Genomic DNA, 14,983 nt, shown 5'->3' with positions numbered 1-14,983 from the left:
CCGGATAGGTAATGTTGAAGATAAAACGATTATATACATTTATGCTGCAGACTTTCCTGCCGTTGTTCATTATGACCTTCGGTATCTGTCTGTTTATTGTACTCATGCAGTTCCTTTGGAGGTACATAGACGACATGGTGGGAAAGGGGTTGGGAATTCCTGTGCTCGGCGAAATGTTTTTTTATGCTGCTTTATTCCTCCTCCCGATGGCTTTACCATTGGCCATTTTATTAGCGTCTCTGATGACTTTCGGAAATCTGGGTGAACGCCTGGAATTACTGGCTATGAAATCGGCAGGGGTATCACTTATACATATAATGAGACCGCTTATGATAACGATTGGCGTCATAAGCATCGGTGCATTCTTTTTCCAGAATAACGCCATGCCTGTCGTCCAGGTCAAATTATACTCCCTACTCTACTCCATGCGGCAGAAATCGCCCGAACTGGATATCCCGGAGGGGGTATTCTATGGGGAAATCACCGGATATAATGTATATGTAAAAGAAAAGGACAATAAGACGGGGCTGCTGAAAGATGTGATGATCTACGATTATTCGGAAGGTTTCAACAATGCACGTGTTATCGTTGCTGATTCCGGCCGGTTGAAAACATCGGCTGATAAATTATTCCTTGTTTTGTCGCTCTTCAACGGCGAATCGTTTGAGAATTTGAAAGCTCAGGCCAGTACGGGAGCAAAAACAGCTGTTCCGTATCGCAGGGAAAGTTTCAGTTCCAAAGAAATTCTTATCGAATTCGATGCGAACTTCACCCGTACGGACGAATCGTTCATGGCCAACCAGTATATGGGGAAAAAATTGAACGACTTGCAGACCTCCATCGATTCAATGACCGTAAGGCTCGACAGCATAAAAGAGTTGAATGCGAAAAGTGTTTATGACATGTCTTATCGCCGTTCATTCTCCAAACCCAAAAGGGCAGAGTCTGATATGGATAAAACGAGTCAGGAGACAAATACAGACTCATTAGTCAACAAACAAAATGAACCGGCTATAATCATCAATTTCGACAGCCTATACCAGGCGGAAGCACCCAGTGGTAAAGCGGCCTTACTTGTACGTGCTAAATCGAACATAGAGAGTGTAAAGGCCGATTACTATTTTAAAGCGGCAACAATGGGGGATGAAGCCTCGAAGGTCCGCCGCCACATGACTGAGTGGCATAAGAAATTCACCCTGTCATTTGCCTGTATGGTATTCTTCTTTATCGGGGCCCCACTGGGAGCGATTATCCGCAAAGGGGGACTGGGTATGCCGGTTGTGATCTCTGTGATCCTGTTCATTTTCTACTACATTATTGATAACATCGGGTTTAAAATGGCTCGTGACGGTGTATGGGCAGCCTGGGAAGGTATGTGGTTGAGTTCAGCCGTATTGGCTCCGCTGGGTATATTCCTAACTTACAAAGCCGTAAACGATAGTGTGATATTAAATGCAGATACATACCTGAACGCACTGAAAAATCTTATCGGAAAACGTTCCGGACGTAAGGTGGAAAAGAAAGAAGTAATCATCTTCACCCCCAACTACGTATCTGTTCTTCCACGCCTGGAAAAACTGGCAAACGACTGTGCTTCCTATTTACAGGGTCACAAACGCTGGCTTAATTATATTACTTTCTGGAAACAGGGAGGAAAAGATCAGACAGCCGAACAACTAGCTGAAGAGATGGAGAGCATCATTGAGGAACTGGCCAACTCCGACCAGAACCTGCTATTGAACAAATTAATGGACTATCCGGTCATAGGCGGATACAACCAACTGAATGCCAACCTGAACGGAAAGATCGGACTGGCACTCGGTCTCTTCTTTCCGATCGGACTGCCGATCTATCTGCTTGCCACGTACCAGCGCAAGCTGTTGCGCCATGATGTACAGGTAGTACAAAAGACAAGCCTCGAACTGGAAGAGATGATCAAGAGCTTAGAAACTAAAAATTAAAACGATATGAGTGATTTCAAATTAAACACGATCGAAGAAGCAATTGAAGATTTCCGCGAAGGAAAATTCCTGATCGTTGTCGACGACGAAGATCGCGAAAACGAAGGTGACTTTATTGTAGCTGCAGAAAAGATAACTCCCGAAAAAGTAAATTTCATGATGACATACGGTCGTGGCGTATTATGCGCTCCGATCACGGAAGAACGTTGTCAGGAACTCGATCTGGATATGCAGGTAGCCAGAAATACCTCTATGCTGGAAACTCCGTTCACCGTGACAGTCGATAAGCTGGGCGGCGGTTGTACTACCGGTGTTTCCATGTTCGACCGTGCCGAAACGATACGTGCCTTAGCCGATCCCCAGACAAAACCGTCTGACCTGGGACGTCCGGGACATATCAACCCGTTGCGCGCCCGTTCCCGCGGTGTACTCCGCCGTGCCGGACATACGGAAGCAGCTGTTGACTTGGCTCGCCTGGCGGGACTTTTCCCTGCCGGAGCGCTGATCGAGATCATCAATGAAGACGGAACAATGGCCCGTCTGCCTCAATTGGTGGAAGTGGCTAAGAAATTCGATATTAAAATTATCTGTATCAAAGACCTGATTGCCTACCGCCTGCAAACCGAATCGATCGTAGACAAAGGCGTGGAAGTAGATATGCCCACACAATACGGTCATTTCCATCTGATTCCTTTCCGTCAGAAAAGCAACGGATTGGAACATATCGCTTTGATAAAAGGCGATATATCCGGCGAAGAACCCGTTCTGGTCCGCGTTCATTCGTCCTGTGCCACCGGAGATATCTTCGGTTCCATGCGTTGCGAATGTGGCGAACAACTGCATAAAGCCATGCAAATGATCGAAAAGGAAGGACGTGGAGCCATTGTTTACCTGAACCAGGAAGGACGCGGCATCGGCTTGATGGATAAAATGAAAGCTTACAAGCTCCAGGAAGAAGGTTTGGATACCGTTGATGCCAACCTGCACCTCGGACACCAGGCCGATGAACGCGATTATGGCGTCGGAGCACAAATCCTGAAACACATCGGCATCACTAAAATGCTCCTGATGACAAACAATCCGATAAAACGGGTCGGCCTTGAAGCTTATGGTTTGACAATTGTAGAAAACGTTCCTATCGAAGTAACTCCCAACAAATATAACGAGTTTTATATGAAGACAAAGAAGGAACGTATGGGACATGTACTTCACAATATCAAATAATTAGCAATTTGTTGCAGGAATACCGATTATTAATTACTTTTGTCGCAACTATTTAAAATAACCTATACAAACAGCAGTGTCATGACACAAGTTTCAGATCGTTTAGCAAGTTTATCGCCTTCGGCAACATTGGCGATGTCTCAAAAGAGCAATGAGCTCAAAGCACAAGGTATCGATGTTATCAACCTGAGTGTGGGAGAACCTGATTTCAACACACCCGATCACATTAAGGAAGCTGCAAAAAAGGCGGTAGATGATAACTTCTCTCGTTACTCACCAGTTCCCGGCTACCCGGCATTACGTAATGCGATCGTTGCCAAGCTGAAGAATGAAAACGGATTGGAATATACAGCCAATCAAATTTCTTGTGCGAACGGAGCTAAACAATCCGTTTGTAACACGATTCTGGTATTGGTAAATCCGGGAGACGAAGTAATTATTCCGGCACCGTTCTGGGTAAGTTATCCTGAAATGGTTAAGCTGGCTGAAGGTAACCCGGTAATTGTCCCGGCTGGTATCGAACAGGATTTCAAGATCACTCCGGCTCAGTTGGAAGCAGCTATCACTCCGAAGACAAAAGCATTGATCCTCTGCTCTCCTTCCAATCCGACAGGCTCTGTTTACAGTGCCGAAGAATTGGCCGGCCTGGCAGAAGTATTGAAAAAACATACGGAAATCATCGTTATTGCCGACGAGATCTACGAACATATCAACTATATCGGCAAACACCACAGCATTGCTTCTGTTGAAGGCATGAAGGATCGTACTGTTATTGTAAACGGTGTTTCCAAAGCATACGCGATGACAGGCTGGCGTATCGGTTTCATTGCCGGACCGGAATGGATCGTAAAAGCCGTAAACAAACTTCAGGGACAGTATACATCGGGTCCTTGCTCTGTATCACAGAAAGCAGCGGAAGCAGCTTATACAGGCTCACAGCAGCCGGTTGAAGATATGCGTAAAGCATTCGAACGCCGCCGCGACCTGATCGTCAACCTGGCTAAGGAAGTTCCGGGATTCGAGATCAACAAACCGGAAGGAGCTTTCTACCTGTTCCCGAAATGTAGCTACTACTACGGAAAGACAGACGGCACAAATACGATCAACGATGCTGACGACCTGGCTATGTTCCTGTTGGAAAAAGCACACGTTGCCTGCGTTGGCGGTACTTCCTTCGGTGCTCCCGAATGTATCCGTATGAGCTATGCTACCAGCGATGAAAACATCGTAGAAGCCATCAAACGTATTAAAAATGCTTTGACTACTTTAAAATAAGGAAAGTAAATTCTTATAACATAAAAAGGGACTCCGATTAATTTCGGAGTCCCTTTTTTTATTTCATTGCTTACGCTAATTATTCAGCACGTAAAGTGAAGCGTTTGAATGCAAGCACTTTCAATTCAGGATCTGCTTCCTTCATTGTTTCTCTTACAGTCTTCTTTGCATCCATGATATCTTCCTGGTTCAACAGACAAACTTCCTTCAAGAATTTGCCAAGACGACCTTTAGCGATATTTTCGATCATCTGCTGAGGTAAGTTAGCTGATTTTTCTTCTGAAACCTTAGCGATGATTTCTTTAGCTTTAGCAACATCTTCAGCTGTAATCCAGCCTTTAGCCATATTGCTTTCCATGTGGTCTTCGCTATCCACATGTGTAGGATTGATACCCGCTTTCTTCAGTGCAGCTTCAACAGCTTTCTGAACCTGTTCAGCTTTAGTCTTTTCAATAGCTACCTGAATTTCAGTTTCTTTTACTGATTCAGGAACACCATCTTCATCGATAGCGATAGGGTTCATAGCAGCAATCTGCATAGCTATGTTATGAGCTACATTGTCCGATTCCTTGTTGAAAGCTACTATTGTACAAAGCAGATTCTTACCCATGTGGTTGTAAACAGTGGTGTAAGCACCTTCTACTACGTTATAGCCGTCCAGTTCCATCTTTTCGCCAGTGATACCGCTACGGTCAGTAACAGCGTCCTGTATAGTACCTTTACCCATCGGCAGAGCTTTCACTTCATCCAACGTCTTGCACTTGTTAGCCACAGCAGCGTCGAGGATGGCCTGAGCCAGAGCAACGAAGTCTTCATTCTTAGCAACGAAGTCTGTTTCACACTTCAAAGCAATAGTAGCAGCGAACTCACCGTCTTTTTTAGCCAACACGCAACCTTCAGCAGCTTCACGATCAGAACGTTTAGCAGCGATTGCCTGTCCTTTTTTACGGATAATTTCCATTGCCTTTTCGATGTCACCGTCAGCTTCGGTCAAAGCCTTCTTACAATCCATCATACCAGCCCCACTCATTTTGCGCAGCTTGGTAATATCAGCCATAGTTACAGCCATAATCTTATTTCCTTATTTAATTGTTTATATATTCTAAAAACAACAATGGACAACCGACAGTTGACAATTACTGTCAAAAGCCAATTGCCCATTGTTTTATATTCTAATTGTCAATTGCAAACTGTCAATTGTCAATTATATTTATTCTTCGATATCTTTAGCGTACTTGTCAGCGACTTTAGCGTTCAAAGCATCTTCGTCTTCTTTCTTAGTACGTTCTTTCTTTACAGTAGCTTTTCCTTTGCGTTCTCTTTTAGGACCTTCGCCTTCACCGGCAGCTTCTGTATCGATCTTTTCAGCTTTGCGTTCCTGCAGACCTTCGTTCATTGCTTCGCAGATAGCGCCTAAGATAACTTCTACCGATTTAGTAGCGTCGTCGTTAGCCGGAATCACGTAGTCAATGTTGTTAGGATCAGAGTTAGTATCAACCATACCGAAAACGGGAATACCCAGACGGTTGGCTTCGCGAACTGCGATATGTTCTTTCATCACGTCAACAACGAACAAAGCAGACGGCAGACGGGTCAGGTCTACAATAGAACCTAACGTCTTTTCCAGCTTAGCACGCTGACGAGTGATCTGAAGTTTTTCTCTTTTTGACAGATTATCAAATGTACCGTCTTTTGTCATTTTATCGATAGTAGTCATCTTTTTGATGGCTTTACGGATAGTCGGGAAGTTAGTCAACATACCACCCGGCCAGCGTTCGATAACGTAAGGCATACCTACAGAAGCAGCCTTATCAGCGACAACTTGTTTTGCTTGTTTTTTAGTAGCAACGAAAAGCACTTTCTTACCTTGCTTAGCCAGGTTTTTCATTACTTCTGCTGCTTCGTCTACTTTAGCAACTGTTTTATATAAATCAATGATATGAATACCATTGCGCTCCATGAAGATGTAAGGAGCCATAGCGGGATTCCACTTTCTCTTTAAGTGTCCGAAGTGTACACCAGCTTCTAATAACTGATCAAAATTAACTCTTGACATTTTTTTCTTTTTAAATCGTTTACTTTCTGTTTAATTTTCAACTATCAGGTAGTCCTCCGGCATGTCTGCATGCAAAAGAAATCCCGACAATTTAGATACTAAACGCTTTGTCCTTGTAAGAAACTCACAAATAACATTAACGTTTGCTGAACTGGAATCTCTTACGAGCTTTTGGCTGACCCGGTTTCTTACGTTCAACAGCACGAGGATCGCGAGTTACGAAACCTTCTGCTCTCAACGCTGGTTTATCTTCCGGATTAATCTTGATCAAAGCACGAGCGATAGCCAAGCGAGCAGCTTCCGACTGACCTTTGAAACCACCACCGTCAAGGTTGATCTTGATGTCATATTGTTCTTCAACATTCAGCTTTGCAAGCGGTTGCTTAACAATGAACTGAAGGATTGTAGAAGGAAAGTAATTTGCAAGATCACGTTTGTTGATAGTTATCTTTCCCGTTCCTTCGCTTACGAATACGCGAGCAACTGCTGCTTTACGTCTTCCTATTGCATTTACTACTTCCATAGTTATTATTTAAGTGAGTTTATATCGATTGACTTAGGTTGTTGAGCTTCGTGTTTGTGCTCTGTTCCTGCATATACATATAAGTTACCCAGTAACTTTGCACCCAGACGATTTTTAGGCAACATACCTTTTACTACTTTTCTGAACAGACGATCTTCGCCCTTCTGCATCAAATCTGCAGGAGAATATGCGATCTGTCCACCGGGATATCCGGTATATCTCAAATAAACACGATCGTTCCATTTGTTACCTGTCAGAACGATTTTATCTGCATTGATAATGATTACATTATCACCACAATCAACATGAGGAGTGAAATTGGGTTTATACTTACCGCGCAAAAGTTTTGCTACTTTTGCACAAAGACGTCCCAAAGTCTGTCCATCAGCGTCAACGATGACCCACTCTTTGTTTACAGTTGCTTTGTTTGCAGAAATGGTCTTAAAACTTAAAGTATCCACTGCTTAATAAATTAATTAATTAATAACTCTAAAAAACAAGCGCTCAGTTTCTCACTACCATTATCACTACGGACACTTGACGTAATAATGTGCTAAAAACTAAACCCTTAGTACAATTTGATAATATTCGGCTTGCAAAGGTACGGCTTTTCTTCGAAATACAAAATATTTGTACATCTTTTTCATTATGAACCGCTAAGAGAGAAGGGATACTTACTTACGAAAATAATAGCCGAGAGAGAAAGTTACGTTATTTTGATAAAGAGACGATTCGCCATCGTGTTTTGATGTACGACGGTCGAGCGTTCCGCAAAGGGCGGATACGGAGAAGAAGAAGTTGGAATATTCGACCTGCAAACCGATATTTACTCCCAGATCAAAGGTTTTAAGGTCTGCTTCGCCGGACTGACCGAAAATGATGTCGGTATTTACATTTTCCTGTGTTTTCATCTTCCCGAACAGGGAGAAATCGACAGCCGGACCGGCCATCACACTGAAATAAACATCGGTAAACTGAAAAGTATAAACCAGATTTACAGGTACCTGAATAGAATAGTAGTTACATTTTGTTTTCGGATAAAGCCGTCCCGTACCATCTCCATCCGGGATATTGGAAAGGTAATTACCACCCTGATTCACAAAAGCGACTTCCGGCTGCAATGACAATTTCTTATATAAAGGTATCTGAGCCAACCCGGCCACACTGAATCCGAAACGGGCTCCCGATTGATAATTATTATCTATTTTCTGTACCAGTGACGAATAAGCCAAACCGCCACGCACGCCCCAAGTGATTTGTGCGCCAGCCGGCACAATCATCAACATCACCAATATTATTACCAATCCGATCCTTTTCATACTAAATGCTCTTTTCTACCGAACAAAGATAGTTTTTTTTTCTAATGATGATACTTATTCTATGAATTTAACGTATGATTCAAGAAAGAAGATTCATCTGTAGAAAATAACTAAAATCAGACAAATAGAATCCATCATGCTGAACGGTATCCATATTACCTGTTCGTGAAAAACGATACGATACACGAACTCACACCTCCCGCATTAATACAGCGATTTGAGAAAACTTTCGAACTGGAAAGTTAAAGGTATATCTGTTTTAGAGATTGAGGCACTCGTTTCCAAACAAAAAATAGTACCTTTGTTAGATCAAAATAAAAAGTTTTTCAATCATATATGGAACCATTTATACATCTACACGTACACACCCAGTACTCGTTACTGGATGGTCAAGCCTCTATTGATGCGTTGATCGACAAAGCGCAGAAAGACGGCATGAACGCAATAGCCGTTACCGACCACGGTAACATGTTCGGTATAAAAGAGTTCTTCAACAAGGTTTCCAAGAAGAACGGGAAGCCGCTCGGTGCTATCAAAGATCTGGAAAAAGAACAGAAAGCACTCAAAGGGAAAGAAGAACTTACTGCCGAAGAACAGGCACGCCTGGGAGAGATCCCGGCTTTAATAGAAGCTGAAAAGAAAAAAATATTCAAACCCATTATCGGCTGCGAATGCTATTGCGCCCGCAACGGCCGGCATAATAAAAGTCTCAAGGAAGACCGTAGCGGTTACCACCTGATCGTATTGGCAAAGAACATGAACGGTTATAAGAACCTGATCAAGATGGTATCTATCTCGTGGACCGAAGGTTTCTACGGACGTCCGCGTATCGACCACGAGTTGCTCGAAAAATACCATGAAGATCTAATCGTCTGTTCGGCTTGCCTGGGAGGAGAGATTCCACAGCACATCATGCACGGCCGGATCGACAAGGCGGAAGAGTCTATCCAATGGTTCAAGAGACTGTTTGGCGAAGATTATTACCTGGAAATGCAACGGCACGAAACACACGATCCGAATGCCGACTGTACCACCTACCCCAAACAGCAGGAAGTCAACAAGGTACTGATCGAACTCGCACACAAATATAACGTCAAGCTGATCGCCACCAACGACGTCCATTTCGTAAACGCAGAAGACGCCGAGGCACACGACCGCCTGATCTGCCTGAGTACCGGAAAAGACCTCGACGACCCGACCCGTATGCGCTATTCCAAACAGGAATGGATGAAAACGACGGCCGAAATGAATACCATCTTTGCCGATATACCGGAAGCCCTCAGCAACACGCTCGAGATTGCCGGCAAAGTGGAGTTCTATTCGATCGACAGTGGCCCTATCATGCCGACCTTCGCCATTCCCGAAGAGTTCGGAACGGAAGAGTCGTACCGCGAAAAACTATCCGAACAGGAATTGTTCGAAGAGTTTACCCGCGATGAGAACGGAAATGTGGTACTGAGCGAAGATGATGCAAAAGACAAGATAAAGAAACTGGGCGGATACGATAAACTTTACCGTATCAAGCTGGAAGCCGACTATCTGAAGAAGCTGACTTACGACGGAGCCAGAGAATGCTATGGTGAAGATCTGTCGGAAGAAGTAAGGGAACGTCTGGATTTCGAGTTGCACATTATGAAGACAATGGGTTTCCCCGGATACTTCCTTATTGTGCAGGACTTTATTAAAGCAGCCCGCGAAGAGTTGGGCGTATCGGTAGGTCCGGGACGTGGTTCGGCTGCCGGTTCGGCTGTAGCCTACTGTCTGGGGATCACCAAGATCGACCCGATCAAGTACGACCTGCTGTTCGAACGTTTCCTGAATCCCGACCGTATCTCCCTCCCCGATATCGATACCGACTTCGATGATGACGGCCGCGGAGAAGTATTGCGTTGGGTAACGGAAAAATACGGAGCCAACCGGGTAGCACATATTATTACGTATGGTACAATGGCAACCAAATCTGCTATCAAGGACGTTGCCCGTGTGCAGAAACTACCGCTTTCCGAATCTAACCGCCTGGCCAAGCTGGTGCCGGATAAGATTCCGGATATGAAGAAGTTTAAGTTGAAAGATGCCATCAATTACGTACCCGAACTGCGCGAAGCGGCCACCGGAAGCGATCCGCTGGCACGCGATACCTTGAAATATGCACAGATGCTGGAAGGTAACGTACGTAATACGGGAGTACATGCCTGTGGTGTAATTATCGGACGGTACGATATATCCGACGTTGTTCCGGTAAGTACCGCAAAAGATAAAGAAACCGGCGAAGAAATGCTGGTTACCCAATATGAAGGTTCAGTAATCGAGGAAACCGGACTGATCAAGATGGACTTCCTGGGATTGAAAACCTTGTCCATCATCAAAGAAGCGATTGAAAACATCCGTCTGACAACCGGTAAAGAACTCGACATCGACCATATCAGTCTGGAAGACCCGAAAACATACGAATTGTATTGCACCGGAAAAACAACCGGAACATTCCAGTTCGAGTCCGCCGGTATGCAAAAGTACCTGAAAGAGCTGCAACCTTCCAAGTTCGAAGACCTGATCGCCATGAACGCCCTGTACCGTCCGGGGCCTATGGATTATATTCCCGACTTTATCGACCGTAAGCACGGACGTAAACCGATCGAATATGATATCGCCGTCATGGAAAAATACCTGAAAGATACATACGGTATTACGGTCTATCAGGAACAGGTCATGCTTCTGTCGCGTCTGCTGGCAAACTTCACCCGCGGTGAAAGTGATGCCCTGCGTAAGGCGATGGGTAAGAAATTGATCGACAAGATGAACCACCTGAAATCGAAGTTCATGGCAGGTGGCCAGGCAAACGGTTATGAAGCGAAGACACTTGAAAAGATCTGGTCCGACTGGGAAAAGTTTGCTTCTTATGCATTCAACAAGAGTCACGCAACCTGCTACTCGTGGGTCGCTTACCAGACCGCTTTTCTTAAAGCGAACTATCCGTCCGAATACATGGCGGCCGTACTGAGCCGAAGTTTGTCCAACATCGTGGATATCACGAAGTTTATGGATGAATGTAAGGCGATGGGTATACAGGTATTGGGACCTGATGTGAACGAATCTATCCTGAAGTTCAGCGTCGATAGTAACAAGAACATTCGTTTCGGACTGGGAGCCGTGAAAGGGGTCGGCGAATCGGCCGTACTGAATATCATTGAAGAACGGAAGAAAAATGGGCCGTATAAGAACATCTTCGACTTTGTGGAACGCGTCAACCTGACATCGTGCAATAAAAAGAACATCGAATCATTGGCTTTGGCAGGTGCATTCGACAACTTCGGCATCCAACGCGAACAGTTCTTTGCTGAAACGGGCAAAGGTGAACTCTTCCTGGATACACTGGTACGCTATGGTAATAAGTTCCAGATGGATAAAAGTTCTGCTGCCAACTCTTTATTTGGTGGTGACGATCTATTGGTAGCCATTACCAAGCCGGAAATTCCGGTTTGCCAACGTTGGAGCGACCTGGAACGTTTGAATAAAGAAAAGGAACTGGTAGGTATCTACCTCTCCGCTCACCCACTGGACGAATACCGCATCGTATTAACCTATGTATGCAATACGGGAATGGCAGAGATCAACGACCGGGAGAGCCTGAAAGGACGCGAAATACTGCTGGGCGGTATCGTTACCGACTTCCGTGAGGGAATGACCAAGACAGGCAAACCTTATGGAGTGGTTAAAATAGAAGACTTCACCGGTAGTGGCGAGATTGCTTTATTCGGAAACAACTATATAGAATACAGTAAATACTGCAAGCAGGGTATGTATCTGCTTATCAATGCCCGCGTAGAGCCCCGTCGCTGGAATGAGAATGAACTCGATTTCAATATCGGTTCCATTCGTTTGTTGCAGGATGAAAAGGACAAGCTGATCGAAAAGATCAGTATCACCTTGCCGATCCACGATCTCGACGAGCCTACAGTCAATGAATTATCGGTATTGATCAAAAACAATCCGGGACAGAGCTTGTTATATTTTAGAGTGGTCGATGGCGAACATAACATTTCACAAAATTTCTTTTCACAGAATATCCGGCTGAATGTAACCGGTAAGTTAGTGGAATTCTTGCAGGAGAACGAAAATATTGATTTCAAAATAAACGGCTAAAGTTGTACGGTGTAGAAAGAATTAGTACTTTTGACACCTCGAAAAGGGAACAATTTAAATTAGATATATAATTATGGCACTAGAAGTTACAGATGCAAATTTTGAGGAGTTGGTAAACTCCGGCAAGCCCATGGTCGTTGATTTTTGGGCAGAATGGTGCGGTCCCTGCCGTATGGTAGGCCCGATCATCGATGAACTGGCTACCGAATATGAAGGTAAAGTTACAATCGGAAAGATGGACGTCGACAACAACAATGATGTAGTTGCTCAGTTCGGTATCCGTAATATCCCGACTGTACTGTTCTTCAAAGACGGAAAGTTGGTAGACAAACAGGTAGGTGCAGCACAGAAGCCTGCGTTTGTTGCAAAGATCGACGCACTTTTATAATTACTTCATAGCGCGGAGCATTTCGCGCTTTCCCGGGGGGCCGGGTATTCTTTCAACAGAATACCCGGCCTCTTGCATCATACGACGTACTACTCCTTTGGCACAGTAAGTGGTGAGGATTCCTCCATCTGCCATATGTACATATAATCTGTTGAATATATCCTGATTCCACATTTCCGGCTGCTTATCAGGTGCGAAGGCATCGAAATAAACGAGGTCTATTCCTTCGGGAAGTTCGCAACTGTTATTATCACCCTGTATCTTATGCAGGGTAAACCGTCCGGTGATATTTGCCGGCTCGTTCCATGCGACTGCATGCAGGGTATCGAACAGTTCCTTCTTTTCGGGACAAATCACTTCCCCGTAATTCAAAGCCTGTACAAGCTCCGGTTCAAGCGGATACAGTTCTATGGAATAATAGTTTACATGGCGGTCATTTTCTTCCGCATCCAGAAGCGTAAGAAAGGCATTCAGCCCTGTTCCGAAACCAACTTCAAAAACGGTAATATCCTTTTTAACCTGGTGATGCAATCCTGCCTCAATAAATACATGTCGCGACTCCTGTACGGCTCCGTTTACCGAATGATAATGTTCGTCCATTTCCGGGATAAACAAAGTATGACTGCCGTCTGCCGTCTGTTGTAGTTCTCGTCTCATATGATTTTCTTACGCTTTCATTATTTTTTAGATTCTACAAAGATATAAAAATATAGAATTGATTACTTTTACATTCGAAATCATTACTAGTAATAAGATAGATGCTACAATATTTTATCCTCTCCACTCCTTCTTTTGTCTGTTTGTTCTGGGCTTTTGCCTTGCTGATAAAAAAAGGTAAAAACTTCCGGACCAAGCGAGTCCTGGCAATCGACCTGATATGTTGCTCCATAGTATTCTATATATATGGAAGTTTTTTCGTACCCGATACCGATTATGAAAACCGCTATTGGCAGGATATCATTTATACTTTTTGCCTCCCGATGCTTTACCCGCTCCACATGATCTATGCCAAACTGCTGACAGATACAAAAAAATTCCAATGGTGGCTTATAATGGCGTTTTCCCCTCCTTTTATATTAACAGCATTGACTGCTACCGGTTATTTTTTGATGGGAAAAGAAAACTCCATCATCTATGCCCGTGATTTCCTGTTCAACTACGGAGAAAAACATTTCCCGGTCGATTACCCTTTATTTAAACTACAATATTTCTGGGATGAAGTACTGTTCATTATCGTTATCAGCATTCAAACGCTGGTCGCGTTTATTTACTTTTCATTCCGGATCATCAAATACCGGCTCCAGTTAAAAGAGTTCTATTCCAATCCAGACGAACATTTCCAATGGAACTTTTACTTTATATTTGCAGCTACCGGGATCTATTCGTTACTTACATTCATTGCTGTACTGGCAGACCTGAACAGTTATAGCTCGCGCCCGCTGTACGTCAACACTATATTTATCTTTTTCGCAATCTCCAGCTATATATTGGCCTATGCAGGTTACCATATCCGGTATACTGCAGAGGATTTTGCCCGCCAACTTGCACAGGCCGATCTTGCCGAAAAACAAAACAATAATACCCTGACTGATGATTGTGATAAAAAAAAGAGCTATAACCCAAGGCTTGTTTCCCTTTTTACCCGCCTGATCGAAGAAGATAAAATATACCTAAAAAATGATCTCCGCCTGGATGAAGTAGCAGCCATGGTACAAACCAATCGCTGCTATATATCCCGTCTGATAAATGAGAAATACCAATGCACATTTTCGGAATATATCAACAACTGCCGTATTACATATGCACAGGAGTTGATGCTCCAAAACCCCTCGATGAAACAGGAAGTAGTAGCTGCCGAATCCGGCTTCTCACATGTAACCACTTTTAGCAGAACTTTCCGGCAAGTGATAGGAATACCACCTAAAGAGTGGCTCAAACAACAGGAGTAACGGCCCAAATATACGAATTGCAAAGAGATTTATACCTTTCATCAAGATTGAACCCATAAGAAAAACAAGGCATTCGAAACTTTCTCCATACTTTTGCGACCAACACAAATGGTTCCGGTATTAATACAGAATATTATTTATCTTAAAA

At 43.9% G+C, this 14,983-nt stretch carries 12 protein-coding genes; 6 read left to right on the top strand and 6 right to left on the bottom strand.

The genetic code is table 11. From position 1 onward, the window contains the following. Positions 1 to 41 precede the first annotated feature (41 nt). The 3 genes from M1P97_RS04260 (at position 42) to M1P97_RS04250 (ending at position 4,460) form a co-directional block, all read left to right on the top strand. Entirely contained in the window at positions 42 to 1,961 is a 1,920-nt protein-coding gene (locus tag M1P97_RS04260; RefSeq protein ID WP_249388603.1) for an LptF/LptG family permease, read from the top strand. A 6-nt stretch (positions 1,962 to 1,967) separates the two neighbouring features. Beyond that, entirely contained in the window at positions 1,968 to 3,185 is a 1,218-nt protein-coding gene (locus tag M1P97_RS04255; RefSeq protein ID WP_195375034.1) for a bifunctional 3,4-dihydroxy-2-butanone-4-phosphate synthase/GTP cyclohydrolase II, read from the top strand. 81 nt (positions 3,186 to 3,266) lie between these two features. Further along, positions 3,267 to 4,460, top strand: coding sequence for a pyridoxal phosphate-dependent aminotransferase (locus tag M1P97_RS04250; RefSeq protein ID WP_249388479.1), 1,194 nt, complete (start codon positions 3,267 to 3,269; stop codon positions 4,458 to 4,460). Between the two features lie 79 nt (positions 4,461 to 4,539). Here M1P97_RS04250 and tsf read toward each other — a convergent pair whose 3' ends face one another. The 5 genes from tsf to M1P97_RS04225 form a co-directional block, all read right to left on the bottom strand. Beyond that, entirely contained in the window at positions 4,540 to 5,529 is a 990-nt protein-coding gene (tsf, locus tag M1P97_RS04245) for a translation elongation factor Ts (protein WP_129729990.1), read from the bottom strand. 141 nt (positions 5,530 to 5,670) lie between these two features. Further along, complete coding sequence (gene rpsB / locus M1P97_RS04240; protein ID WP_075555905.1) at positions 5,671 to 6,516, bottom strand: 30S ribosomal protein S2; 846 nt, start codon at positions 6,514 to 6,516, stop codon at positions 5,671 to 5,673. Positions 6,517 to 6,652: 136 nt separating this feature from the next. Further along, positions 6,653 to 7,039 carry a 30S ribosomal protein S9 gene (gene rpsI / locus M1P97_RS04235; protein WP_028729881.1) on the bottom strand — a complete coding sequence of 129 codons (387 nt, stop codon included), beginning with the start codon at positions 7,037 to 7,039 and terminating at the stop codon, positions 6,653 to 6,655. A gap of 5 nt (positions 7,040 to 7,044) precedes the next feature. Continuing rightward, positions 7,045 to 7,500 (bottom strand): 50S ribosomal protein L13, encoded by a 456-nt coding sequence (gene rplM / locus M1P97_RS04230; protein ID WP_028729882.1) that lies wholly within the window; start codon positions 7,498 to 7,500, stop codon positions 7,045 to 7,047. A gap of 213 nt (positions 7,501 to 7,713) precedes the next feature. Then, the gene (locus M1P97_RS04225) at positions 7,714 to 8,358 is read right to left on the bottom strand and encodes a porin family protein (RefSeq protein ID WP_249388478.1); all 645 of its coding nucleotides are present in this window, start codon (positions 8,356 to 8,358) and stop codon (positions 7,714 to 7,716) included. 336 nt (positions 8,359 to 8,694) lie between these two features. Between M1P97_RS04225 and dnaE the strand changes: the two genes are divergently transcribed. Continuing rightward, on the top strand, positions 8,695 to 12,498 hold the full coding sequence (dnaE, locus tag M1P97_RS04220; protein ID WP_195375031.1) for a DNA polymerase III subunit alpha: 3,804 nt from the start codon (positions 8,695 to 8,697) through the stop codon (positions 12,496 to 12,498). A 73-nt stretch (positions 12,499 to 12,571) separates the two neighbouring features. Beyond that, positions 12,572 to 12,886, top strand: coding sequence for a thioredoxin (trxA, locus tag M1P97_RS04215; RefSeq protein WP_195375030.1), 315 nt, complete (start codon positions 12,572 to 12,574; stop codon positions 12,884 to 12,886). Here trxA and mnmD read toward each other — a convergent pair whose 3' ends face one another. Then, positions 12,887 to 13,543, bottom strand: coding sequence for a tRNA (5-methylaminomethyl-2-thiouridine)(34)-methyltransferase MnmD (gene mnmD / locus M1P97_RS04210; RefSeq protein WP_195375029.1), 657 nt, complete (start codon positions 13,541 to 13,543; stop codon positions 12,887 to 12,889). A gap of 101 nt (positions 13,544 to 13,644) precedes the next feature. Here mnmD and M1P97_RS04205 point away from each other — a divergent pair, with 101 nt between their 5' ends. Further along, positions 13,645 to 14,835, top strand: coding sequence for a helix-turn-helix domain-containing protein (locus M1P97_RS04205; protein WP_249388477.1), 1,191 nt, complete (start codon positions 13,645 to 13,647; stop codon positions 14,833 to 14,835). Positions 14,836 to 14,983 lie beyond the last annotated feature (148 nt).

Origin of the sequence: Parabacteroides leei (assembly GCF_023369805.1) — a bacterium.
Classification (GTDB): Bacteria; Bacteroidota; Bacteroidia; order Bacteroidales; family Tannerellaceae; genus Parabacteroides; species Parabacteroides leei.
This window is presented reverse-complemented; position numbering and strand designations above follow the sequence as displayed.